Source organism: Pedobacter quisquiliarum, from assembly GCF_014642175.1.
Classification (GTDB): domain Bacteria; phylum Bacteroidota; class Bacteroidia; order Sphingobacteriales; family Sphingobacteriaceae; genus Pedobacter; species Pedobacter quisquiliarum.
Genome location: NZ_BMIL01000004.1, coordinates 124,068 through 149,462, shown reverse-complemented (window position 1 = coordinate 149,462; position 25,395 = coordinate 124,068). Strand labels below are relative to the sequence as shown.

Sequence of the window (25,395 nt, the reverse complement as noted above, 5' to 3'; positions counted from 1 at the left end):
CATGTTGTTTACCATTCCTTGTACAGGTGCTTCCCTGAGTGTAAAACAATCAACATGAAAACTGAAAAAACACCAGAAGCAGCGGTCATTAGCCGCAAACCATTCCCGGCATCGCGAAAAGTATTTGTTAAAGGTCAGTTGCACGACATTGAAGTCGCCATGCGTGAGGTAAGCCTTAGTGATACCAAACTGCAGGGTCGCTTTGGCGAGACCAAGCCCAATGCCGCCGTAACCATTTATGACACCAGCGGGCCGTACACCGATCCCGATGTCGCAATCGATGTAAAACAAGGCCTCCCTAAACAGCGGGAAAGCTGGATCCTGCATCGTGGAGACGTAGAGCAGCTGGATCGGCTCAGCTCGAGCTATGGACAGCTGCGCGCAGATGATACAAATCTGGACGTGTTGCGGTTTGCCCACATCAGCAAGCCCTACCGTGCGAAGGCAGGGCAGAATGTTTCGCAGATGCATTATGCCAGAAAAGGGATCATCACGCCAGAAATGGAATACATTGCCATTCGCGAAAACCAGCGGATTGATGCATTGCAGGAAGAGTTAGATGGAGATGAGGCGCTGATACGGCAGCAACATCCCGGGCATAGCTTTGGCGCCAATACGCCAAAGGGTTTCATCACACCCGAGTTTGTCCGGGCCGAGGTGGCTGCCGGTCGTGCTGTAATCCCCTGCAACATCAATCATCCGGAAATAGAACCAATGATCATCGGGCGGAACTTTCTGGTGAAGATCAATGCAAACATCGGCAACTCCGCCGTTACTTCCAGCATTGAAGAAGAAGTGGAAAAAGCGGTATGGGCATGCCGTTGGGGTGCAGACACGATCATGGATCTATCTACCGGCAAGAACATCCATGAAACCAGGGAATGGATCATCCGCAACTCCCCTGTCCCGATTGGTTCGGTACCGATTTACCAGGCGCTGGAAAAGGTGAACGGTAAAGCAGAGGACCTGACCTGGGAACTTTTCCGCGACACCTTAATTGAGCAGGCCGAGCAAGGCGTGGATTACTTCACCATCCATGCAGGTGTGCTATTGCGCTATGTGCCGCTAACGGCAAAACGAATCACGGGCATCGTTTCCAGAGGCGGTTCCATTATGGCAAAGTGGTGTTTAGCGCATCATAAAGAAAACTTCCTGTACACGCATTTTGAAGAAATCTGCGAGATCATGAAAGCTTACGATGTTTCGTTCTCACTTGGTGATGGCTTAAGGCCCGGCTGTATTGCGGATGCGAATGATGCGGCACAATTTGGAGAACTGGAGACGCTTGGTGAGCTGACCAAAATCGCCTGGAAACACGATGTGCAAACGATCATTGAGGGGCCCGGCCATATTCCGATGCACATGATCAAAGAGAACATGGATAAACAACTTATTCACTGTGGTGAAGCGCCATTTTATACCTTAGGCCCGCTAACGACAGACATTGCACCCGGTTATGATCACATCACGTCGGCCATAGGCGCGGCAATGATTGGCTGGTTCGGCACGGCAATGCTTTGTTATGTAACACCAAAAGAACATCTGGGCTTGCCGAACAAGCAAGATGTGAAGGATGGGGTGATTACCTACAAGATTGCAGCACATGCGGCAGATCTGGCCAAAGGACATCCGGGTGCGCAGTATAGGGATAATGCATTGAGTAAGGCACGTTTTGAGTTCAGATGGGAAGATCAGTTTAACCTTTCCCTGGATCCGGATACGGCAAAGGCATTTCACGATGAAACCTTACCTGCTGAAGGCGCCAAAATTGCGCATTTTTGTTCCATGTGCGGACCGAACTTCTGTTCCATGAAGATCACCCAGGATGTACGGGATTATGCCGCTGCACAGGGTGTTGAGGAAGAAGAGGCTATACAGAAGGGCATGGAAGCGAAATCCAAAGCGTTTCTGGACAACGGCAGCGCCTTGTATTTATAGCCATATTCGCTCGAATGCATAGCTAATTATGATTGCAGTGGAAGGTCGCTAAGCTCCACTGCAATCATGAATTATTATACGTACAAGTACGTTTCTGGTGATAATACCAGGATTGTTACGCCATTCGTTTTCCCAGACTGTCAATACTTTCTAACTTGCGGTGAACCAATGGTAAACCAATGAAATTGACTTCCACAACCAAGGCTGGGTATCGCTCTACCCTGCTGCTTTTGCTATCCTTCCTATTTATCGGGCTAAACAGCTTCGGCCAACAAGCGGAGCGGAAAAACAACATTTTCTATTACCCGGATAGCACATCCATAAAAGATGCTTACATCAAGTCGCAATGCCGACTGGATATCTACTACCCGAAAAACGTTAAGAACTTCGCAACGATCGTGTGGTTTCACGGTGGTGGTATCACCGGTGGTTCGAAGGAAATTCCAAAAGCGTTGATGGATCAGGGCGTGGCGGTAATTGGTGTTGGTTATCGGCTTTCGCCAAAAGCGAAGGCACCTGCTTATATTGAAGATGCCGCAGCGGCGATTGCCTGGGCATTTAAGCACGTGGCTGAATTTGGCGGCAATAACAAACTGATCTTCGTCTCCGGCCATTCTGCTGGTGGCTACCTTGGAACGATGGTGGCGCTCGATAAGCAGTACCTTGCAAAATACAACATCAATGCAAATGACATTGCCGGATTGATTCCCTTCAGCGGGCAGGCCATTACACACTTTACGGTAAGACAGGAAATGGGCATTAAAGATACACAGCCGACCATCGATAAATATGCGCCGCTGTATCATGTCAGGGCTGATGCACCCCCAATGTTGTTGATTACCGGCGACCGGGAGCAGGAACTACTGGGCAGGTACGAGGAGAATGCATACCTGAACCGCATGATGAAACTGGCGGGACATAAATCTACCAGGCTGTATGAACTTCAGGGTTTTGATCATGGTGGCATGGCGGTTCCGGCATTTCCACTGCTGCTTAAAGAAGTTAGCGTATTGAAAAAGGCAATTTTGAAGTAAGAAACGATTACATTTAAGCCTTATGAATGAAACGCCCCTTAACAGAAAGAAACTAGTCATCTTTGACGATGACGAGGATCTTCTATCGATTTGCAGTTACTTTCTGGAACAAAGTGGCTGGCAGGTTTCAACTTTTACAGACTGCACGCAAATCATTGAACGGGTGAGCGAAATAGCTCCTGATGTCATTTTGATGGACAACTGGATACCGGAAGAAGGTGGTATTACGGCTACAAGGGCGCTCAAAGCTTCCGACCAGCTGAAACACATTCCAGTAGTTTACTTCTCTGCAAACAGTGATATCGAAATATTAAGTGCCGAAGCTGGCGCGGATGGTTACCTGGCCAAGCCATTCGATCTGGATGAACTGGTCGCGATTTTAGAAGCAAAGACGACTACAACGGTAAAGTAAACCAGAAAGCACTGCCTGTTCCAAGTTCGCTGTCTACGCCAATGGTGCCGCCGTGCTTCTTGATGATCTCCGCACAAATGTAAAGGCCTAAACCCAGTCCGGAAAAGCGGAAGCCACTATAATCTGCGCGATAATACCGGTCGAATAAATGTGGGATTTGCTTCTCTGGAATACCCGGTCCACTATCCACCACGGATACTTTGAGTGCTGCAGCGCTACGTTCACAAACAACTTTTATCTCCAATGAATCTGGCGCATACTTCATGGCATTGTTGATGAAGTTCACCAGTACCTGATCAATCTGCTGTTCATCGGCTTCGACGATAGTATCATAGTCGCCCTCCAGCACGATATCGAAGGTACCTGCCGTACGAACATGCTGGCAGCAATCGCGAACCAGCTCACCAATGTTAAACCGCATTTTTCGCAGTTGTAACTGACCTTCTGAAATACGGTTGCTATTCAGCAAATCTACAATAAGCCGGTTCAGTTTGTCCAGACTCTTCCCCGCCTGGCTAAGCATCTTATCGAAAATCACCGGATTTGGATTATCCTTCATCCGCTGGAGGATCTGAATGGAAGCTTTAAGACTGGTGACAGGCGTCTTGAGTTCATGACTGGCCACATTGATAAATTCATCTTTCTGTTGGAGGACCCTTCTCCGGTTGGTGACATCCATGAAGGTTCCAATACCGCCGACCAGCATATCAGTTTCAGGGTCAATGATTGGTGCGGCATTTATGGAGATGTAGAAGCGTTCTCGATCGGGCGGTTGCACACCAATTTCATAGTCGAACACGGGTTGTCGGGTGCGCATCATGATGGCCATCGGATGTTCTTCATCGGGCAATGCTGAACCATCGATTTTCAGGTTCTGCCAGCGGGGATCGTCGAATGTCCTGTCTTTTATCTCGCTATGCGTTAAGCCTAAAATTCGCTGCGCCATTGCATTGGCGTAGGTCATCTTGCCGGTAGCATCGATAATTCCTACCCCTTCGGCCATTGTGTTCAGGATGTTTTGAAAGTGCTGCTCGCTGCTGGCAAGCTTCTCAATACTTGCACTGAGCGCGTCATTTACAGCTTGCTGCCGCTCTGCATTTTGTAACGTAATCAGGTGCAGCTCGATTTGTTCCATCACCACGGCTGCCATTCCTGATAGGATACGTTTTTCGTGGTCGCTAAATACCCTGGGTTTGGTATCTACAATACAGACGGTGCCAATTATAAAGCCATCTGGTGTAACTAAGGGTGCGCCTGCATAAAAGCGTAAGCCAAACTCGCCACATACCAGCGGGTTTCGGGAAACGACCGGGTCGACGAGTGCATTTTCAACAACATGTACCTCCGGACTTAGTACCGTTAACGAACAAAAGCTTTCCCCTCTGGGACCAATCGAAGTTTCCATTCCAACATTCGACTGAAAGGAAACTTCCTCATCATCCACTAAAGAAATCATGGAAATGGAAACATTGAATATTTCAGCAACGAGGCGGGCAATGTTTTTAAATGATTTCTCTGCTTCTGTATTGAAAATTTTATATCTGCGCAGTGCTGCAAGCCTTTGCTGCTCATTAGACAGGATGATGTCTTGGTTGAATGTGTTTTCCATGAATGCGGAGGAGACTATTTAAACCTGGCTTTAAGCTGATCCAGATTTAAGGCTGCTTCCTTTTGATCGAGTTCAATTAACCAACCTTTTGCCTTTAGCAAGGGAATGTCTTGTTTTGCTACGGATAGATCTTTGCCCTTAAGCTGTTGGTGAAAGATGATGGCAGGCTTAGGTTCGAAACTTAGCGGTGTATGAAAAAGCGCTTCCAATCGGAATTTCGGCCAGATTTGGATATCACTCATGTTTGCAGAGTATATCCGCTTTGTAGAATTGCCAGCTACGACACCGGCGAACTCGCCCTTGAAATGGTCATTCTTTTCGGTTGAGAATGCAACCAGCAGGTCGTATGATGTATTGTTTACCATATGAAAGTGCGCCACGGAGTTGCTGTGCTGATCACTTACAAGTCCTAAGAAAACGCCGTCTTTGATGAATTCTGCAGCTGCGACAACCGGGGTGCTGCGATTGCTGACTACGGTATTGTCACTTGGAATGGTGCCATGAACCAGGGTAACTTTTGATGCGAGTACCGGGATTTCGAAGTCGTTCGCGTCGGTAACACCAATGGTGTCTTTATCAATGATGCGGGTGACATAGCCCTCAATGTTTTCGTCCACGAAACGGACGAAATCGCCTAAGTTTATTTGCATAGCTCAAATTTACTTAATCTTCCTAATTTTGCAGCATGGCCACTCAAGAACAAGTAAATAATCCACTACATGGAAAAACCCTGGAGTTTATCCTAAAACAGCTTGTATGGCACTATGGCTGGGAAGAATTGTCTACCTATGTGCGTATCGAGTGTTTCAGAAACAACCCTACGATGAGCTCGAGCCTCAAGTTTTTGCGTAAAACCGACTGGGCGCGCAAGAAGGTAGAGAAACTATATCTGAATACTTTTCATTAACGGAGCAAAACGGCTTACACTGCAGTACTTGTTATGCCTAGTCCAGCACCCTCGCTTAAGAATTAATTTTAAATCGCAATTCTGGTAACAGCAGCTGTCTACTTTCGCGTAAATTGTATTACGAATATTTAAGTACGACTACCGGCCTTCCTTTCTAATTTGAGGGCTATGGCGATAACCAATGTAAGCTGATGAAATTTCAAATCTTAATTCTCATGCTGTGCTTTTGTTTGTGCAGCACCGCAACAAAGTCGCAAACTTTACCTAAAGCTGCGGCAAAGTATATCCAGTCGCCGGAAGTTAAACCAGCCGGTGCCGTTACTTTCCGCTTTCTGGCACCCCATGCAAAGAAGGTTCTGCTCATTATGGATGACGGGAAGCTTCGAAACATGACAATGGACACTGCCGGGGTTTGGAGTTATATCGCTGTGTTCTCTCCCGACATTTACCGATATACTTTTTCTGTAGACGGGAATGTGCTTCCCGATCCGAACAATCCATTTATTAAGCCGCTTTTCATGCGGGCACTGGGACAAAGCCTCGTTCTTGTACCAGGGGAAGATGCGCTTACCTGGCAAGTGCGAGATGTTCCGCACGGTCAGCTGAATCAGCATTTCTATAGCTCAAAGATTGTTGGAGACCACCGTGATTTCCGCGTATACACCCCACCAGGGTATGATCCGAAGCGCAAAGAACCTTATCCGGTGCTTTACCTCTTCCATGGTATTACAGATGAGACCAGTGCCTGGATCACCGCCGGTCGCGAACATGTTATCATGGACAACCTTCTTGCTGAGGGAAAAGCGGTTCCGATGGTTATTGTGAATACACTTGGTTATGGTGCACCTGAAATGTTTGATCCTGCAGTGGCGAATGGACGTACCCCTGAAGCGTTGAAAAAGAATGAGGAACTTTTTATTGCTTCGCTGCTGAAAGAAGTGATGCCCATGATTGATACCCTTTACAACGTGGGACGTTCGAAGGACTACCGTGCCGTTGCCGGTCTTTCAATGGGTGGTGGGCAGTCGCTGGACGCGGGCTTAAATCATCCGGAGCTTTTCAGCTATGTTGGTGGCTTCAGTCCTGCTGTTATCCTGCTTAATCCAGATTATAGCAAGGCTTTCCCGAAGCTGAATGCCTCGGTGAACAAAGATTTTAAACTTGTCTGGATCGCGATCGGCAAGGACGACTATCTGCTGGAATCAACACGCAAATTCCGGGACTGGCTGCAGGAAAAGAAGATCAGATTTAGCTACACAGAAACGGAAGGCGTACATAGCTACAATGTCTGGCGAAGGTATTTGAGTACGTTCGCGCCCTTGCTTTTCAAGAAGTAGTGCAATGTGCGGTATGGGGTTCCTGTAGATTTCAGCACACAGCATTAAAGTACCATTTCAGCGTATAGTGTTAAAGTACCAGCCAGTGGGATGGCCTCAAGCGGGCCCTCTGAAACGTTAACTAAATGTTAACAAACTACAGGATGTAACACTTTATTTACATGTAAGGAATGTACAAGCTTTCTGTATTCCCTAACTTGGACAAGACCAAACCAAATACTGTATGATTACATCTCTAGCTGCAAGCCTTGCATGTCGCATTGCAAGCTTGATCCATTGCCAAAAACCACCAGATTTTCCAGGTTTTTCTAAGATATGTTGTAAACCATATCGACTTATTTATAGCAATTTATAACTGCGAAGAGACAATTGCGTATGCTGTTTCGGGTATGTTTTTCCCGTTACATGGGCATTCTATGTTTAATTAATCGGCAGTTAACACTCGGCTAACATCACGTTTACAACTTTGCCACCAATTCACATGTACACAATAAACCTTAACCAATTATGCTTAAAACTGTACTTACTTTAAAAAAGGAAGTCGCTTTACTGATGGCATTTTTGCTCCTGACCATTGGAGCAAATGCCAGCTTGAATGCCGGCAACTTCCTCAATCAGGACCGCGGAAGGATCAGCGGTAAAATCGTCGACGAAAAGGGTGCGCCCCTGCCGGGTGCAAGCATCCGAATTGCGGAGCTCAACATCGTTGTTCAAAGCAACGCAGATGGTGTATACACCTTTGATGTCGCGCCAGGCAGTTATACCCTTACCGCCAGCTTCATTTCCTATACCTCCTCCACACAAACCAAGGTTGCCGTTCGCGCGGGACAGACCACCCCGCTAAACATCACCTTAACGGCCGAAACAGGCACACTGAACGAGGTGCTTGTAGTGGGTTACGGCACGCAGAAACGGGAAAACCTAACTGGTGCAGTGACTCAGGTTACCTCCAAGGTGCTTGAAAACCGTTCTGTCGCCAATCTGGCGCAAGGGCTTCAAGGGGTGATACCCAACCTGAACCTGAGCATCGCCGACGGCAGGCCAACGCAGTCTCCAGCTTTCAACGTTCGTGGAACAACCTCGATTGGACAAGGCGGAAGCGCACTGGTATTGATTGACGGTATTGAAGGAGATCCCGGAAGGATCAATCCAAATGACATTGCGAGTGTAACGGTGCTGAAAGATGCTGCATCTGCCGCGATATATGGTGCAAGAGCTGCATTTGGCGTGGTGCTGATTACCACTAAAAATCCGGCTAAAGAGCGTACGTCGATAAGCTACAGCATCACACAATCCATCAAAACACCGACAACCGTGCCCGACTATGTAAGTGACGGCTACACATTCGCCAGTATGTTCAATGAAGGCTGGTCGGCCTGGAATGATTACTCCCAAACCCCGCAGAACATCAACAAAACCGTTAAGTTTTCTCCAGCTTACCTGGAAGAGCTAAAACGGCGTTCTGAAAATCCGAACCTGCCTAAAACAGAGGTTAATGCTGCGGGTGAGTACGTTTACTATGAGAATACAGACTGGTACGATGAGCTGTATAAAGACAATACCAGTGCTACGGAGCAAAACATCTCCTTATCTGGTGGAAGTGGCAAGACCGACTTCTACATCTCTGGAAGATCTTACAAACAGGATGGATTGTTTCGCTACAATTCTGACGATTATGAGATGCTGAACCTTCGTGCAAAGGGATCTATACAGCTCTATCCATGGTTAAAGGTTTACAACAATGCGGACTATTCGGCTTCCAAATATCACACACCGGTGAATGTTGGTGAAGGTGGTGGTATCTGGCGTAACATTGCCGATGAGGGTCATACTGTAGCGCCAATGTTCAACCCCGATGGCACGCTTACCTTTTCTTCCGCGTATACTGTTGGAGATCTTTGGTATGGTAAAAACGGGATTGATATGGACAACAAAGTGTTTCGCAATACTACTGGCTTCAGCACCAGCTTCTTTGAGGATAAGTTCAGAATTAAGGGAGATTTCACTTTCCAGAACACCGATAATGATCAAAGTCGCAAGCGTGTGCCAGTGCCATACAGCCGTAAACCCGGGGTTATTGAGTATGTGGGCTTGAACTATAATGACCTGCAGAAACTTGACCGCAATACGCAGTATATGGTGACAAACATCTACGCGGAGTACGAGCCAAAGATTAGTGAGCATCACTACATCAAGGTGCTTGCAGGTTACAATTACGAGCAGTCGACCTATAAACGTCTCGAGGCTTTGCGTAACGGCTTAATCTTCGAAGATGCGAACGACATCAACCTGGCACTAGGACAATCTATTCAAACCTCAGGCGGATATGAGCAATGGGCCATACTTGGTGGATTTTACCGCTTAAACTATGCTTTCAAAGATCGCTATCTGGTTGAATTGAATGGCCGTTATGACGGATCATCGAAGTTTCCGGATAACCAGCGTTATGCGTTCTTCCCGTCCTTCTCTGCAGGCTGGCGGGTGAGCAAGGAACCATTCTGGAAGATTAATCCTAATGTGATTACCGACTTAAAAATCCGTGCTTCCTACGGTTCATTGGGTAATGGTAACATCGCATCTTATGCTTTCCAGGAGAAGTTTGGCATTAGCCAGTCAGGCCGTGTATTGAACGGTGTACGACCGCAGCAAACCAGTCAGCCAGGCGTTATTCCTGATGGCTTGACCTGGGAAACTTCTACTACCCAAAACATCGGTCTGGACATCGCCTTCCTGAACAATCGCCTGAACTTCAGCGGAGACGCTTATACGCGTAAGACTACGGATATGTTTACCGTGGGAATGACGCTGCCGGCTGTTTTTGGTATCGGTGTACCAAAAGGGAACTATGCCGACTTGCGGACCACGGGTTGGGAAGCAAATGTAACCTGGAATGACCGCCTTGATGTTGGTGGCTCGCCATTGAGTTATTCGGTGCGCTTAACATTGGCCGATTACAAGGCGAAGATCCTGAAGTACAACAACCCGGACCAAAGGCTATCTGACTACTATGCTGGCCAGACCGTAGGTGAGATCTGGGGCTTTGAGACCGATGGCTTCTTCCTTTCGGAAGCGGATGTCGCCAACTCCCCTAGTCAAATTCTTTACAAATCTTCAAACACCAGTAAAAGCCTGCCCGGGGATGTCAAATTCCGCGACATCAACGGCGATGGGGTGATTAACAATGGTGATAATACCGTTGGCAATCCTGGAGACCGCAAGATTATCGGTAACTCTACGCCACGCTACACCTACGGGATTGCGTTGGGTGCAGACTGGAAAGGTTTCTTCTTTAGCACCTTCTTCCAGGGCGTTGGCTCTATGGACTGGTACCCGGGTACTGAGAACGGAACCTTCTGGGGACAATACAACCGTCCGTACAACAAAATTCCAACCTCACAGCTTGGCAACATCTGGACACCTGAAAATCCGAATGCATACTTCCCACGTTACAGAGGCTACATTGCTCAAAACGGATCTGGAACACTGGCTCAGGCGCAAACGAAGTACCTACAGGATGTGTCTTATATCCGCTTGAAAAACCTTCAGCTGGGCTATACCTTGCCGCAGACCTTTGTTAAAAAAGCAGGTTTAAGCAATGTTCGCGTATTCCTGTCTGGTGAAAACCTCTGGTCGTCATCACCACTCTACAAAGTAACTAAGGATCTGGACATCGAGAACATCGGCAGATCTGATGCTATTTTAACAGATGGCGGCAGTGGGAATGGAAATAATTATCCAATACTCAAAACCTTCAGTTTAGGTCTATCGGCCACTTTCTAGGGTTTAAAGCATTTACAACAAGCATTTAAAAAATTAAAATATGAAGAAGTTCTTATTATGTCTTATACCAGTAGTCATCGGCTTTGCCGGGTGTAAGAAACTTGATCAGACACCAGAAGATACGGCCACCAGGGAAGCAGTTTTCAGCAATGAAAAGGGTCTTGAACTATACACCAATTCATTTTACAACATCCTGCCCTCACCTTCTGATGCACATAAAGGTGATGCTATGGCGGATTACGCCGCAAGAAGTCAGGCGCCAGAATTCCTGGTCGATGGTGCTTATGGTCCACGCCAGAGTTCCGGCTGGAGCTGGTCTGACCTGCGCAACATCAACTACTTTCTGGAGAACAATAATGATCCAAAAGTTGCACCTGCTGTAAGGCAGCAATACACGGCATTGGCCAGGTTCTTCAGAGCCTATTTCTACTTCGAAAAAGTAAAGCGCTTTGGTGATGTGCCCTGGATTAACAAGACCTTCGCCGTAGATGATCCGGCATTGTTTAACGGCCGCGATAAACGTGCGCTGGTTATGGATTCTGTACTTGCAGACATTAACTATGCATGTGAATACATCACCAGGACAAACGACAACAGCCGTTCACTAATCACGAAGTATGTAGCTTATGGCTTAAAGTCCAGAATTGCACTATTTGAGGGTACGTTCAGGAAATACCACACGGAGGCTGGACTTACAGGTTCTGCAAATCAGTGGCTGCAGGAAGCGGCAAGTGCTGCCGAGCAGGTTATGACTGCGGGTGGTTTCACCTTGAATACCGCAGGCGGCACCGACCTTGCCTACCGAAATCTATTCATCAGCACGGCACCTGTTGCTACTGAGGTGATGCTTGCTGCAGTGACCGACGCCAACCTTGCTGTATATAATGACGCGAACTGGTGGTGGACAAGTGCTACCTACGGTTCCAGGGTTAGCTTGGTCCGCACCTTTGTAAACACCTATCTGAATATCGATGGTACGCCATTTACCAGCAGACCAGACTACGCGACCCTGCAGTTTAAAGATGAGGTGAAGAACCGCGATAAACGTTTGCAACAAACCATTCGTATGGGCAACTATAAGCGCATCAATGGCGGCGCGCCTGAAGTTGCGCCACCGATCTTCTCTTACACTTATACCGGCTATCAGCCGATCAAGTTTGTACTGGATGATGTAAGGTATGATGGCGGTGCGCAAAACATCAACTCGATTCCACTGATGCGCTACGCGGAAGTACTGTTGAACTATGCGGAAGCAAAAGCAGAGCTCGGCACTTTCAGCGATGCGGACTGGACCAGAACCATAGGTGCACTGCGTCAGAGGGCAGGTATCACCGGTGGAATCAGTACGAAACCTACTGCTGCTGATCCTTACTTACAGGCCAACTACTTCCCGGAAATCTCCGATCCGGCACTGCTGGAAGTCAGACGGGAACGCGGCATTGAGTTATCGTTCGAAGGACTGCGCTTTAGTGATATCATTAGGTGGAAAAAAGGCGCTTTGATGACTAAAGTATGGAACGGCTTCTACGTGCCTGCACTGGATGTACCATTGGACTTAAATGAGGACGGCATTCTGGATGTCGCATTCTATCAGGTGATGCCGGCAACCCGCGTGCCGGGCGTCAACTACATCAATGTTGCCCCTACGGTAAGCGGCGGACCTAATCCACAAAGGTTGTCAAACAACACCTCTGGAGAGTTGACCTGGTTAACAACTACAAATCGGGTATTTACAGATAAAAATTATCTTTACCCTATTCCTGAAACAGACCGCCTGTTTAATCCGGCATTGGGTCAGAACCCAGGATGGTAGTATCTATTATAAACTTGAATAACGTACAATGAAAATCAAAAACCTATTAACCGCAGCTTTGCTCCTTTGCATCAGCTGCGGTGCTTATGCACAAACCTATATTTTCGGAACCTTCAACGTCAGGAACGACAACCGTGGTGACGTTGGCAACCTTTGGGAACAACGCCGGGAGTACGCCGCCAACGTTATGCGTTTCCATCAGTTTGATGTATTCGGCACGCAAGAGGCCAAGAAAAACCAGATCGACGACCTGAGCAACTACCTCCCGGAATATGCTAACCATGGCGCCGGTCGTGATGACGGCCAATCTGGTGGTGAACACTCCTCCATTTTCTACAAGAAAGATAAGTTCAAGCTGTTGAGTAAAGGTGATTTCTGGTTGTCGGAAACGCCCGATAAACCAGGGCTTGGCTGGGATGCAACCTGCTGTAATCGTATCGCAAGCTGGGTACAGTTGCAAGACATCAAGTCTGGCAAGAAGTTCTTTTTCTTTAATGCGCACTTTGATCACCAGGGTAAAATTGCCCGCGTGGAAAGCAGCAAACTGATGATTAAAAAGATCAAGGAAATTGCAGGTAATGCACCTGCGGTATTCACCGGCGACTTAAATGGCGATCACGAGAGTGAGTGGTATCTGACCCTTAAGAACTCAGGCTTTTTAACAGACACCTACAACCAGGTAGAAAAGCCTTACGTGAACAATGCTTCTTTCAACGGCTGGGGTAAGCAATTGGATGATCTTGGCGTGATAGACCACATCTTCGTAACCAAACAGTTTACCGCTAAACGTTGGGGTATTCTAACAGACACCTACCGCGGAAAATTCGTTTCTGACCACTTCCCTATTCTGGCAGAAGTAACCATGAAATAGATACTTCCTTAAAAAAGAAAGGGCTGCTATAAACGATATAGCAGCCCTTTTTATTTTTATTGAGATTACTTTTTCCAGGTATTGTTATCTGGGTTAGCTTCTGGCAGCTCATGATCAGGGTCGATGGTTACTGACACCACTTCTTCAGTAGTCGGGAACCTTACTGTCCAGCTGCTGTTGCGCATCCATACATCTACCGGAACGCGAACCAACTCCTTCTTACCACTGCTGGTTTCTACACCAAGGATAATCGGCATTGGCAAGCGGCCAAGGTTATTCACAACGATATCATAGCCTTCACGTTGTCCAGCTTTATTCTTAGCTTCCTTCACGCTACCGATGCCCTGATCCATGGACCAATCTTCCATAAACCAACCTCTCCAGAACCACGATAGGTCTTCACCAGCGGCATTTTCCATAGAACGGAAGAAGTCTGTTGGTGTAGGGTGTTTGTAAGCCCAATGCTTAATGTAATTGCGGAAAGCATAGTCGAAACGCTCTTCACCGAGGATCTGCTTGCGCAGGATTTCCAAACCGATTGCCGGCTTGTAGTACAGGTTGATACCAATATTCGCCTCGCGCATGGCGTCTGGTGTTAACATTACAATTTCGTTGGATGGGCGGGCCAGGTATTTGGCGATGCTCTGATAGTCCATGCGACCTTTGTTAAACTCACCATTGTTGAAGTTAGCTTTAGAGATGTTGTTGATAAAGGTGTTGAAACCTTCATCCATCCAGCCATACTTACGCTCATTGCTACCAACGATCATCGGGAACCAGGTATGTCCAAATTCGTGATCAATTACGCCCCATGCTTCTTCTCCTTTAGCTTCCCAGCCGCAGAACACAATGCCTGGGTATTCCATACCACTAATGTTTGAAGCGATGTTTATCGCCATCGGATATGGGTACTCGAACCATTGTTTGGAATAATGCTCGATACTACCTTTCACATATTCTGCACCGCGTGCATAACCTTCCGGCGTATTGCTTTCTACAGGATGTGCTTCCACTGCGAAAGATTTCTTGCCGCTTGGCAGATTGATCTTTGCACCAGATACGACGAACGCTTTGGAAGAAGCCCAGGCTGCATCCCTGGTATTGTTGATCCTGTATTTCCAGGTCAACTTCTGTTTAGATGGCCTTGAAGCTGGATTGAGCACATCCGCTTCTGAGCGGATGATCACAGTCTTATCGCTGTTTTTCGCAGCATTCCAGCGTTTAAGTTCTTCGGCAGTAAAGACCTCCTGTGGGTTCAACAGTTCCCCTGATCCCAAAACCACTTGATTTGCAGCTGCGGTAATGGCGTAAGTAATGTCACCAAATTCCAGGTAAAACTCACTTGCACCCCAATAAGGTAAGGTGTTCCATCCGTTTACGTCATCATATACACTCATTCTTGGGAACCACTGTGCGATGCTGTAAATTTCACCATTTTTGGTGGTAAGGTGACCCAGGCGGTCAGAGCCATTCACCGGAATCGGGAAGGAATAATCCATCTTGATGGTAATCAGATCACCGTTTGCAGCCATTGGCTGATCCAGCTGAATCTGCATTCTGGTGTCCTCAATAAGAGAGTTAAACTTTACTGCTTTTGCTTTCTGCGAAACACTCAGGTTAGTGACCTTATAACCACCGTCGATCTGTTCGCCACGGGCGCCATAGCGGCTGCCTTTAGGGATCAAAGCATTCCCACGGGATGCTTTTGAAAACAAGTTCTGATCTAGTTGCAACCACAGGAACGGCAACTGATCGGGGCTGTTGTTCTTATAGGTAATGGTTACCGTGCCGGAGATGGTATGTGTCTGTTCATCCAGGCTGGCCGTGATGTTGTAGTCCGCGCGGTTCTGCCAGTACTTTGGACCGGGGTAACCACTCGCGGAGCGGTACTCGTTTCCGTTTGAGGTGTAGAACATCGGACGGAAGGCATCATGTGAATTATACTTTCCAGTCTGCGGACTGGCACTTTCCTGAGCCATGGCGGTGACACCGCTGCTCAGAAAACCAACAAGAAGCAGAAGTTTACTGCAGGTTTTGATCATAATCTTTATTTGAATTTAGGTACTTTTCTTTGTGATGGTGGCAACTTGAGCCATGCCTGATAGGCCTGTGCAATGTACAAAGTGTAATTGAATGGCGCATCACTTTTCACACGGTCCACGCTAGGCTGGTAAATGGAAAGGAAAGCTTTCAGGTCGTCACCTTTAAGCTTGGTGATGTTGCCGACAGTCGTTTCATTGAAGTTCAAGCGGATGTCATTCTCTACCCCTTCATTGGCAGTTAAACGTTGTTCTTTCTCGCGCTGCGCTTTCATCTTATCGAAACCCAAGTTGAGGACAATGCCACCTGCGCGATCGTTATTACGCTTACCATCGAGGCCATCTCCTTCTATGCGCTTGGTCGCAGGGATACCCGCGTTGATGTTTTCAACATCTAGGTAAGGCGATAATTTGGCGCTCTGAATTTTAACTTCATTCAGACTAATAGATGAATTGGGCAGGTAAACTGCAATTGGACGCATGCTGGTCAGATACAAGGTATCTACATGGTAGCCTTTCAGCGTAAAGGTCAGTACATCCCCCTGGTTCGCGGTTATGGAGAACTGTCCTGCACCAGCACTTTTAGAAACCTGCTTATTGTTCAGGTTGCGTACTTCAACCTGCGCCAGCGGCACCTTATTTTCAAAGTCATAAACACGGCCGCTTATGGATGTTTGTGCTGCCAGCATCAGCGGCAGCATCAATAGTGATAATAACAGAAACTTCTTCATCATGGTGTGTTCCAATGCAGGTTAGTCTGCACCGGTTTTAAAATAACAACAAACAACAGCGAGGGTTTAGGATTTAAGCTTTTGCGCGTATGCGGCTTCATCGAAGCCAAGCAATAGGGGCTGCTCATCCTGAACAATTACCGGCCGCTTGATGGCGCTGGAAGCCTGAAGCATCACAGCCGCTGCACTTTCCTGGTCCTGCACGGTCGATTGTTGCGCGGGGTCTAACTTACGCCAGGTGGTGCCCTTTTTGTTCAGCACCTGCTCCCAACCAAACACAGCAGACCAGCTTTTCAGCTGGTCTGCGTTAACACCTTCTTTTTTGAAGTCGTGAAATTCATATTCCAGGTTATGCTCCTTCAGCCAGGTAATGGCCTTTTTAACGGAGTTACAATTGGGAATACCGTATACTTTTATCATTGCTTTTTAATTTGCTCCAGAACCACCGCCGGCTTTTACATCGTCGTTGCTGATTCCTCTTCTGTTCTTTTTAATAGATTCTTTCAGCTTACCAAAGTTCCAGTTTAAACTTACGTTAACACGTCTGAAATACATTTCGCTATAGCTTCGTTGGCTAAAGTTAGGACCTTCCGTTGTATTTTCCCAAGCCATGAACTTCGTAAATGGATTACTTATACTACCAGAGAAGGTTAATTTGTCTTTTATGATGTCCTTACCAAGAGAGAAACCACTGCTGAATCTTGATCTGGAGCTTCCCTGCAAGGTAATCCATGCACTGCTATAAGAGAAGTTACTGCCCAGGCGCCATCCGGATTTATGCCTGTAGTTCAGGTTTCCATAAGTATAACCTGTTAAGCCGTCGTTAGACACCGTTTGCCCGTTTACGAAACCTTCCAACCATACGTAGTTCATGTTACCACCCACTGAGAAGTTTAGGGTTGGCAGAATTGGATAGTTCACGTTAAAGTTTGTACCCAGCTTGCGGTCTTTACCGGTGTTTACAAAGGTCGATCTTGTAATCTCTGTTTCCGGGAGATAGGAACTTACCTGCTGGATGGTATTGTTGGCAAAAGAGTAATTCAAACCAATATTGATAGAACCTTTTTTAAACTTGCTGTAGTTTAACTCAAAACTATTGTTCAACACAGGTTCAAGATCAGGATTACCACTGGATTCAAAGTTCGGCTGGCGTTGCACAAACGGATTCAATTGCCAGATTCCCGGACGTTCAATCCGCTGCGTATAACCAAAGTTCAAGCTGCTCATGTTTTTGAACTTCCTGTTTACGGAAACGGAGGGGATCACATTGAAGAACTCTTCATTAAGATTGGAGGACTGTGAAATGAAATCTGCATCTATGGTGGTCAGCTCTACCCGCACGCCGGCTTTAAAACCCCAGTCAGCCAGATTGTACTGATAAGTATTGTAAATACCATAAACATTCTGGTTGTTGTTGTAATTATTGGTTCTGCTTGGGTCCACAACATAGTCACCGTTGGCATTCTGACCCTGGTATTCAAATTCACTATTGTTATCTCTCAGAATGGCTTTTACCCCACCTTCAATATTCAATTTCTTCCCTACAGGATGCACATAATCTGCCTGAATGGTTTGTTCTTTTTGCTGTTCTTCATTGAATTGGGAATAGTTTGGAAAGGCTTGTGGATCGTAATTGAACCGATCAAAGATGTTGTAGGCCGACTCCGCATCCCCGCCATAGTTGCTGGAGCGATAAGATATGGTGAGCAACTGATTTTTATTATTTTTGAACCCCCTCTGGTAGTTGATACTGAAGTCATAACCATCACCTAAGTTGTTAGAGAAACTGTTAGAACGGTATGATTGGTATGGATTACTGGCTTGTAGCAATGATGATGTCAAATCCGACATGTTATCAAAACTATACCTGTTGAAGGAAAGATCTCCTGAAAGCAAGTTCAGGGTATCAATTTCGTAGCTAAGCTCCGCACTCATGTAGCCAGAATTTCCATCATTACTGCTGGTGCCGATTTGATTCAGGAAAGTTCCCGGAAGTCCTAACAGCGCATTTGCAGTGGTCGTCCTTTCGCTGCGGGATACTGTCCCCGGATTTTCAAACACGTTATACATACCGAAGGCGGAAAGTCCAAATTTACCTTGTTTCACGGTAATCCTTCCGGAGCCACCTGGGCCGCCAGCAGGAAAGGAATGGCGAAGGTTTAAATTACCATTATACCCCGCGTCGATATTCTTCTTGGTGATGATGTTGATGATACCCGCTAAACCTTCGCTGTCGTACTTCGCCGGTGGCGTGGTAATCACTTCAATTTTCTCGATGTTCGCTGCAGGCATACTTCTAAATACATCGGATGGATTCCTGGCCACCAAAGATGATGGCTTGTTGTTGATCAGAATCTTGTAGCTCCCGCTACCCTTAAGCTGTATTTTATCTTCAGCATCTACAGATAGTAATGGAATCTTCCGCATCATGTCCAACACGGTGTTTACCTTACTTTCAGGATCGGCCTGGATATCGTAGGTAATCCGATCGATATCTTGTTTGATGATCGGTCTTGCCGCCGTAACACTTACTTCCGCAAGGTTATTGGTCGTTCCGGCGACTTTAATTCTTCCGAGGTCATACGACTTCGCTTCCTTTACATTAACAGGAATGTTTTTCGGGCTAAAGCCCATGGCCACAATCACCAGGGTATAGTTGCCGGGTGCGACTTTGTCAATCTGAAAAGATCCGTCGCTCTTAGACAAAGCAGTTTTGACGGTTGCATTGTCTTTTTTCAATGCGGCGGTGATGTAATCCTGGGGCTTATTCGAAGCCGAGTCGATAACAATACCTTTGATGGATGCGGTTTCTGGTGAAACCTGGGCTTTAACACTGTAGAAACACACACATGTGAGGAACAGCAAGATGGAGAGCACTCTCATTTAAAATAGGTTAAGTGGTTGGTAAGACATGAAACTAAGTAGTTAGTTACAATGCTAAGGAAATTTATTTTCAACTGACTGTTAATTATTGTTAAATGATTGTAGTTCTTTTATTATTCTTGTCGATTTCGTAAAATTGCGATTACATTCCTACAACATGCTTAATTCCGCGTTTAAAAGACAAGTCTTGGTGGGCTTCTCCATTACGATGATCTTTGCTCTCATCTCCGCCATCACATCCTGCATCAGTGTGCTCTCCACCAGAAAAAGTGATGCCTGGCAAAGTCACACCTATGATGTAATTAATAAGATACAGGCACTTGACGTTATGATCATATCCGCAGAAACGGCAATGCGGGGTTACATCCTTACCGGTTCAGAGAAGTTTTTAGATCCCTATGATCAGAATATAGACAAAATCATTCCTGCTGTAAACAGTCTGAGATCTGTCGTGGCTGACAACCAAAAACAGCTGGAGACGCTCGACACCCTATCTGCTCTTGTGCGGTTGAAAGTTGCCGCTATGAAAGGCAACCTGGATCTCTATAGGAAAACCAAAGTCATTACGCCCGAACTGCTGGTTACGGCCGACAAGGGAAGAGTCTATAAAGAGCGGATCTTGGAATCCATGGAGTCGCTTGTGACTGAAGAACGCCTATTGCTCAAGCAGCGGAAAGCGGATTCGGAACTTAATTCTAAGCGAACCATCGCGATTGTGATCATCAGCTCCCTAACCATCTTTGGTCTGGTGCTTTATTTATTCACCCTCATCAGAAAGACATTTGATTTTCAGAAACGTGTTGAGGAGCAGGTAAAAGAACGTAACGAGCGACTAGCGCAGTTGTCGTACGACAATGACCAGAAGAACAAGCTAATGCTTGCTTTAAGAAAGGTGAACGACCTCATGTTCGGCAATCAGGAGCTCGAAGATCTCGCTAAGAACATCCTGAGTGAAGTTTGCCGATACACCAAGGCAAGTGTGGGCGCAATGTACTTTAGTACGGAAGCGAATGAATTGCTGATCAAGGGGACGTATGCTGTCACGCCCGGCAAGCATAAATCGCCCATTAAGCTGGGTGAAGGGCTGCTTGGGCAAGCCGCTTTAGACGGGCAGGTCAGCATCATCAAGGATTTACCTGATAACTACATCAAAGTGAGCTCCGCTTTAGGCGAGCGCAAGCCATCAACACTTTACCTGATCCCGGTGCAACACAATCAGGAAACCATGGCCATCTTTGAAATCGGCTACATCAATGAACCGGACGTTGATGCTGTCTTATTCCTGGAAAGCCTTGCGGCAAACATCGCTGTGGGCCTTAACAGCAGTATTGCGAAAGTCATGCTTCGCCAGCTGTACGATAAGTTGCAGGCACAAAGTGAAGAACTGGAAAGTCAACAGGAAGAATTGTTAACCACCAACGAAGAACTGGTGTACAAATCTGAGCAGTTGCAGGCCTCTGAAGAAGAACTGAAAATTCAGCAGGAAGAACTTCAGCAAACCAATGCCGAACTGGAGGAGAAAGCACAGCAGCTGGAGGAGAAAAACCTCGCCATCAATCAGGCTAAGGAAGCAGTGAGCATAAAGGCAGAAGAGCTTGAAGCCTCCAGCAGGTATAAGTCGGAGTTTCTGGCCAATATGAGTCACGAACTGCGTACCCCGCTAAACAGCATCCTAATTCTGGCCAGAATTCTGAAAGAGAACAAGCCTTCAAACCTCACGGAGGATCAGATCAAATATGCTGGCGTAATCCATAATGCCGGTGCCGACCTGCTCAACCTGATTAACGACATTCTTGATCTTTCAAAGATCGAATCTGGAAAGGTGGAACTTATTCAGGAGCCAGTACGGCCAACGGAGATTTGCCAGAATATGGAACTGCTTTTCTCTGAGATTGCCAACAGCAAGAAAATACAGTTTCATACCGAGATTGCTGCTGCGGTGCCCGGCAGCTTTACTTCTGACAGCTTAAGGGTCGAGCAAATCATAAAGAACCTGCTTTCTAACGCCTTCAAATTTACACCAGAGCAGGGTACCATCGGACTGAAGGTCGAACTTGTACCCGCTACGCAACCTTTCTATTCCAAGAACCTGAAAAGCACGCAAGCGGATGTCCTCGCTTTCCACATTTCCGATAGCGGCATTGGCATCCCGGACGAAAAACAGCGCCTCATCTTTGAAGCCTTCCAACAGGCGGATGGTTCAACCAGCCGTAAATACGGCGGCACAGGCCTTGGATTGTCCATCAGCAAGGAACTTGCCGCGCTGCTTGGGGGTGAAATCCAGCTGTCGAGTGTAGTGGGTATGGGCAGCAAGTTCACGCTATACCTGCCGGTAACGGAGCCTGATGCATCCCTCACCCCGGCACCAGCCGTAGCTCCGCAGCCAAAACCCGAAGCAACAGTAGAAGCGGCTGCATCCAACAGCGTCCACACCATGCTGATTGTTGAAGACGATGTCATCTTCGCGAAACTGCTGGAAAATTATGCCAATCAGAAAGGCTTCAAGGCCCTGCTCGCCCACGATGGCGCAACCGCTTTAAGCATTGCCAGGGAACACCTGCCAGACGCAATTATTCTCGACATCTTCCTGCCGGATATGGATGGATGGGCAGTTTTGAAATCACTTAAGGCAGATTCAAATACCCAGAATATTCCGGTACACATGATGTCTTCCGGCGAAAGCAATCCCGGCCGAGCGGAAAAAGAAGGTGCTGTGGGCTTTCTGCAAAAACCTGTGGAGCGCGCAGCGCTTAACGAGGCATTCGAACTGCTGGAACACGCACAGTTCAGTAACTTCAAATCTGTACTGATTGTGGAAGATCAGGAGCTTCAAAGTGAAATCCTTAAAGTTCAGCTAACCTCCAGAGGCATCGAAGTGCGTCAGGCCTTCGATGGCAAGCAGGCTATGGCTTTATTGGCTACGCACAGCTTCGACTGCATTATCCTCGATCTGAACCTGCCGGATATTTCAGGTATGGAACTGCTCGACAAGATAAAAAGTCAGCCAGAGCTCGCCCACATTCCTGTTGTAATCAACACGGCAATGGAGCTCGACCAGCAGATGATGACCAGAATTATGCACTACTCGGATGCCATGGTGCTAAAGTCGAATAAATCGAACGAACGGCTCATGGATGAGGTCAGCCTCTTTATGAACAAGCTGCAAAGTCAACAATCCGCACCCGAAACAACAGAATCCCTCCCTAAACAGAAGTCCACCAATCAGGAGCAGGTACTAAAAGGCAAGACCATCCTGATTACGGATGATGATATGCGTAACATCTTTGCGCTTTCAACAGCGCTCCATGCCTACGACATGGAAATTATCATTGCTAATAATGGTCGGGAAGCCCTGGAAAAATTAGCGTCTACGCCAGATATTGATCTGATTTTAATGGACATTATGATGCCCGAAATGGATGGCTACGAAGCCATAGAACGCATCCGAAAAGACGAGCAGTACGGCAAAATACCAATCATCGCCCTTACGGCAAAGGCGATGAAAAACGACAGGCAGAAGTGTATTGACGCCGGTGCGAGTGATTACATCTCCAAACCTGTTGATGTCGACAAACTCCTGGCCCTCATGCGTGTTTGGTTAAGTTAAACGTTCCATATGCCTGTAAACATATCTTTTGAGGACATGGATCAGCTGGTGCAGCTGATCAAAAATGTACACGGATTCGACTTCAGCGAGTATTCGCCGGCATCGCTGAAGCGACGCGTGGCACGCATTGCACAGCTGCAGAACCTCAGCATCTTTGACCTGAAAAATCTGCTGACAAATGATGCGGACTACTTCGAATATTTCCTGACGGAAATCACGGTAAACGTCACCGAGATGTTCAGAGATCCTGATTTTTATAAATCACTGCGCAGCACCGTTTTCCCCTATCTGCGCACCTACCCCCACGTCAAAGTCTGGAACGCAGGCTGCTCCTCGGGCGAAGAACTCTATTCATTCGCCATCGCTTTTGAAGAGGAAGAACTCTATCAAAGGTCGTTCATGTACGGAACAGACGTTAATGCGCTCGTGATTGATCAGGCCCGCAGTGGCCGCTATCCCTTGAAGCAGATGAGCCTTTATGAGGAAAACTATCGCCTTGCTGGTGGCCGCAAATGCTTGGCAAACTATTATGAAAAAGACGGGGATACGGCGGTCATATGCCCGGCATTAAAGCACAGAACGCTTTTCTCCATCCATAATCTGGTCTCCGATGGGGTATTCAACGAGTTTCATTTAATATCCTGCAGGAACGTACTGATCTACTTTAACCCCGACCTACAGGAAAAAGTCCTCAAGTTATTTTACGACAGTTTGGCGAATTTTGGCTTTCTTTGCTTAGGAAGTAAAGAAAGTCTGAAAGGTAGCATGACCGGCCGTTTCAAGGTTGTTGACAGGAAGCTTAATATCTATCAGAAAATTACATAATGTACCAAGTAGGAACATGGATAAAATTAACATATTAATTGTTGATGACCGACCCGAGAATATCATTGCCCTTGAAGCACTTTTGCAACGCGAAGACATCAATATACTTAGCACTACCCGACCAAATGACGCGCTTCGTATTGCATGGGAGAATGATATTGCAATAGCCCTTGTAGATGTTCAAATGCCTGAAATGGATGGCTTTGAACTCGTAAAAATCCTGAAAAGCAGTCCAAAGACTAAAGACATTCTCGTGATCTTTGTCACGGCCATTTCCACGGATACAGAATTCGCATTACAAGGTTATCAATCCGGTGCTGTAGATTACCTGTACAAACCCCTCAATCCTTTTGTAACCGCTGCCAAAGTAGACGCTTTTATCCGCTTCACCAGAACGCAGCGCATACTGAAGAACAAAAACCAGGAGCTGCTCGAGTTTCAGGAGCAACTTATCAAAGCTAAAGAACTTGCGGAGCAGGCAAAACGCGGTAAAGAGAACTTTCTTGCTACGATGAGCCATGAGATACGGACCCCCGTAAACAGCATCATCGGCATTACTAAACTCCTGCAGCTTACCGACCTGAACGAAGAACAACAGGAAATGGTGAATCTGCTTGAGGTATCTTCCAATTCCCTGTCTGGCGTAATCAACGATATCCTCGACCTTTCTAAGATTGAATCCGGTAAGTTCAAAATTGTGCGTGGCATAACCCAAATCCGCAGCATCTGCAACGACGTGCTGAGCATTATGAAGTTTAAAGCCAAGGAAAAAGGTATTGACCTGATCCTGGAGATCGAAACGGACGTGCCGGATGCGGTAATCGCAGACTCCTTACGCTTAAATCAAATCCTCACCAACCTGATCAGCAACGCCATAAAGTTTACCATCGAAGGCAGTGTAACCCTAAAGGTTGAAGTGCGCGATCGTACCGAAACAGACTGCATGCTTAAGTTTCTGGTGATTGATACCGGCATCGGCATTGCCAAGAGTAACATAGATAAGATCTTCGAATCATTTGAACAGGCCGAAGATTCTACAACGCTGAAGTTTGGTGGCACTGGCCTGGGCTTGTCCATCGTAAAACAGCTTGCAGCACTAAAGAACGGTGTTCTTGAAGTTAGTAGTGAAGAATCGAAAGGCAGTACCTTCAGTTTCAGCAACCGATATGAGCTGCCGCAGGTGAACATCACGCCGGTTGAAGTTCCGGCAAATAACAGACTGAAGTCGCTGGACGGCATAAAGATCCTTGTGGCTGAAGACAATGCAATCAACCAGTTCCTGATCTTACGCATACTCAAATCCTGGAACACACAGGCAGACATCGTGGAGAACGGACAGGAAGCAATCGAACGCCTGAAAGAGCATGATTACAACATCATCCTGATGGACACCTTTATGCCTGTTATGAACGGCCTAGAGGCCATAAAACTGATCCGTGGAGGCATTGTGCCCGGAAAAGAACAGACGCCCATCATCACCTTCTCTGCAGCCGTAATGGAACAGGATAAGCAGACCGCGTTAGACGCAGGGGCGAACGACATTCTAAGTAAACCTTTTGATGTAAAATTACTCCACAGCAAAATCAGCGATCTTTGCCTGGTGTCCTGA

At 46.9% G+C, this 25,395-nt stretch carries 17 protein-coding genes; 11 read left to right on the top strand and 6 right to left on the bottom strand.

Annotated features, from left to right (window positions below; genetic code table 11):
• Positions 1–54: 54 nt before the first annotated feature.
• From thiC to IEW69_RS07200, 3 genes are all read left to right on the top strand, one after another.
• The gene (thiC, locus tag IEW69_RS07210) at positions 55–1,938 is read left to right on the top strand and encodes a phosphomethylpyrimidine synthase ThiC (RefSeq protein ID WP_188626169.1); all 1,884 of its coding nucleotides are present in this window, start codon (positions 55–57) and stop codon (positions 1,936–1,938) included.
• Between the two features lie 179 nt (positions 1,939–2,117).
• Positions 2,118–2,972, top strand: a complete 855-nt coding sequence (locus IEW69_RS07205) for an alpha/beta hydrolase (protein WP_188626168.1) — start codon at positions 2,118–2,120, stop codon at positions 2,970–2,972.
• Between the two features lie 22 nt (positions 2,973–2,994).
• Complete coding sequence (locus IEW69_RS07200) at positions 2,995–3,384, top strand: response regulator (protein WP_188626167.1); 390 nt, start codon at positions 2,995–2,997, stop codon at positions 3,382–3,384.
• Here IEW69_RS07200 and IEW69_RS07195 read toward each other — a convergent pair.
• On the bottom strand, positions 3,368–4,993 hold the full coding sequence (locus tag IEW69_RS07195) for a GAF domain-containing sensor histidine kinase (protein WP_188626166.1): 1,626 nt from the start codon (positions 4,991–4,993) through the stop codon (positions 3,368–3,370). The two genes, IEW69_RS07200 and IEW69_RS07195, sit on opposite strands and share 17 nt — an antisense overlap.
• A gap of 14 nt (positions 4,994–5,007) precedes the next feature.
• The gene (locus IEW69_RS07190; RefSeq protein ID WP_188626165.1) at positions 5,008–5,643 is read right to left on the bottom strand and encodes a DUF8465 domain-containing protein; all 636 of its coding nucleotides are present in this window, start codon (positions 5,641–5,643) and stop codon (positions 5,008–5,010) included.
• Between the two features lie 35 nt (positions 5,644–5,678).
• Here IEW69_RS07190 and IEW69_RS07185 point away from each other — a divergent pair, with 35 nt between their 5' ends.
• The 5 genes from IEW69_RS07185 (at position 5,679) to IEW69_RS07165 (ending at position 13,701) form a co-directional block, all read left to right on the top strand.
• Positions 5,679–5,900: a VF530 family protein gene (locus tag IEW69_RS07185; protein ID WP_188626164.1), complete on the top strand. Its 222-nt coding sequence runs from the start codon at positions 5,679–5,681 to the stop codon at positions 5,898–5,900.
• Between the two features lie 191 nt (positions 5,901–6,091).
• Positions 6,092–7,237, top strand: coding sequence for an alpha/beta hydrolase-fold protein (locus tag IEW69_RS07180; RefSeq protein WP_188626163.1), 1,146 nt, complete (start codon positions 6,092–6,094; stop codon positions 7,235–7,237).
• 507 nt (positions 7,238–7,744) lie between these two features.
• Positions 7,745–11,017, top strand: coding sequence for a SusC/RagA family TonB-linked outer membrane protein (locus tag IEW69_RS07175; protein ID WP_188626162.1), 3,273 nt, complete (start codon positions 7,745–7,747; stop codon positions 11,015–11,017).
• Between the two features lie 40 nt (positions 11,018–11,057).
• Complete coding sequence (locus IEW69_RS07170) at positions 11,058–12,830, top strand: RagB/SusD family nutrient uptake outer membrane protein (protein WP_188626161.1); 1,773 nt, start codon at positions 11,058–11,060, stop codon at positions 12,828–12,830.
• A gap of 28 nt (positions 12,831–12,858) precedes the next feature.
• Complete coding sequence (locus IEW69_RS07165; RefSeq protein WP_188626160.1) at positions 12,859–13,701, top strand: endonuclease/exonuclease/phosphatase family protein; 843 nt, start codon at positions 12,859–12,861, stop codon at positions 13,699–13,701.
• Between the two features lie 65 nt (positions 13,702–13,766).
• On the opposite strand, the gene IEW69_RS07160 is transcribed toward IEW69_RS07165, so the two are convergent.
• From IEW69_RS07160 to IEW69_RS07145, 4 genes are all read right to left on the bottom strand, one after another.
• On the bottom strand, positions 13,767–15,743 hold the full coding sequence (locus IEW69_RS07160; protein WP_229663548.1) for a M1 family metallopeptidase: 1,977 nt from the start codon (positions 15,741–15,743) through the stop codon (positions 13,767–13,769).
• A gap of 5 nt (positions 15,744–15,748) precedes the next feature.
• Positions 15,749–16,474 carry a peptidase associated/transthyretin-like domain-containing protein gene (locus tag IEW69_RS07155; protein WP_188626159.1) on the bottom strand — a complete coding sequence of 242 codons (726 nt, stop codon included), beginning with the start codon at positions 16,472–16,474 and terminating at the stop codon, positions 15,749–15,751.
• A 63-nt stretch (positions 16,475–16,537) separates the two neighbouring features.
• Positions 16,538–16,891 (bottom strand): ArsC family reductase, encoded by a 354-nt coding sequence (locus IEW69_RS07150; RefSeq protein WP_188626158.1) that lies wholly within the window; start codon positions 16,889–16,891, stop codon positions 16,538–16,540.
• 6 nt (positions 16,892–16,897) lie between these two features.
• Positions 16,898–19,354, bottom strand: a complete 2,457-nt coding sequence (locus tag IEW69_RS07145; RefSeq protein WP_188626157.1) for an outer membrane beta-barrel family protein — start codon at positions 19,352–19,354, stop codon at positions 16,898–16,900.
• A 157-nt stretch (positions 19,355–19,511) separates the two neighbouring features.
• Here IEW69_RS07145 and IEW69_RS07140 point away from each other — a divergent pair, with 157 nt between their 5' ends.
• Genes IEW69_RS07140 through IEW69_RS07130 form a run of 3 tightly spaced genes read left to right on the top strand, consistent with a single transcriptional unit; the run spans position 19,512 to position 25,395 of the window.
• Positions 19,512–22,961, top strand: coding sequence for a response regulator (locus IEW69_RS07140; protein ID WP_188626156.1), 3,450 nt, complete (start codon positions 19,512–19,514; stop codon positions 22,959–22,961).
• A 9-nt stretch (positions 22,962–22,970) separates the two neighbouring features.
• Positions 22,971–23,786, top strand: coding sequence for a CheR family methyltransferase (locus tag IEW69_RS07135; protein ID WP_188626155.1), 816 nt, complete (start codon positions 22,971–22,973; stop codon positions 23,784–23,786).
• A gap of 16 nt (positions 23,787–23,802) precedes the next feature.
• Positions 23,803–25,395: a hybrid sensor histidine kinase/response regulator gene (locus IEW69_RS07130; protein WP_188626154.1), complete on the top strand. Its 1,593-nt coding sequence runs from the start codon at positions 23,803–23,805 to the stop codon at positions 25,393–25,395.

Bases quoted from the DNA above. Each gene is read 5' to 3' on its own strand.
- IEW69_RS07150 (WP_188626158.1), bottom strand. From the start codon at position 16,891: ATGATAAAAGTATACGGTATTCCCAATTGTAACTCCGTTAAAAAGGCC.
- IEW69_RS07160 (WP_229663548.1), bottom strand. From the start codon at position 15,743: ATGATCAAAACCTGCAGTAAACTTCTGCTTCTTGTTGGTTTTCTGAGC.
- IEW69_RS07170 (WP_188626161.1), top strand. From the start codon at position 11,058: ATGAAGAAGTTCTTATTATGTCTTATACCAGTAGTCATCGGCTTTGCC.
- IEW69_RS07195 (WP_188626166.1), bottom strand. From the start codon at position 4,993: ATGGAAAACACATTCAACCAAGACATCATCCTGTCTAATGAGCAGCAA.
- IEW69_RS07205 (WP_188626168.1), top strand. From the start codon at position 2,118: ATGAAATTGACTTCCACAACCAAGGCTGGGTATCGCTCTACCCTGCTG.
- IEW69_RS07130 (WP_188626154.1), top strand. From the start codon at position 23,803: ATGGATAAAATTAACATATTAATTGTTGATGACCGACCCGAGAATATC.
- IEW69_RS07190 (WP_188626165.1), bottom strand. From the start codon at position 5,643: ATGCAAATAAACTTAGGCGATTTCGTCCGTTTCGTGGACGAAAACATT.
- IEW69_RS07185 (WP_188626164.1), top strand. From the start codon at position 5,679: ATGGCCACTCAAGAACAAGTAAATAATCCACTACATGGAAAAACCCTG.
- IEW69_RS07140 (WP_188626156.1), top strand. From the start codon at position 19,512: ATGCTTAATTCCGCGTTTAAAAGACAAGTCTTGGTGGGCTTCTCCATT.
- IEW69_RS07200 (WP_188626167.1), top strand. From the start codon at position 2,995: ATGAATGAAACGCCCCTTAACAGAAAGAAACTAGTCATCTTTGACGAT.
- IEW69_RS07135 (WP_188626155.1), top strand. From the start codon at position 22,971: ATGCCTGTAAACATATCTTTTGAGGACATGGATCAGCTGGTGCAGCTG.
- IEW69_RS07165 (WP_188626160.1), top strand. From the start codon at position 12,859: ATGAAAATCAAAAACCTATTAACCGCAGCTTTGCTCCTTTGCATCAGC.
- thiC (WP_188626169.1), top strand. From the start codon at position 55: ATGAAAACTGAAAAAACACCAGAAGCAGCGGTCATTAGCCGCAAACCA.
- IEW69_RS07180 (WP_188626163.1), top strand. From the start codon at position 6,092: ATGAAATTTCAAATCTTAATTCTCATGCTGTGCTTTTGTTTGTGCAGC.
- IEW69_RS07145 (WP_188626157.1), bottom strand. From the start codon at position 19,354: ATGAGAGTGCTCTCCATCTTGCTGTTCCTCACATGTGTGTGTTTCTAC.
- IEW69_RS07175 (WP_188626162.1), top strand. From the start codon at position 7,745: ATGCTTAAAACTGTACTTACTTTAAAAAAGGAAGTCGCTTTACTGATG.
- IEW69_RS07155 (WP_188626159.1), bottom strand. From the start codon at position 16,474: ATGATGAAGAAGTTTCTGTTATTATCACTATTGATGCTGCCGCTGATG.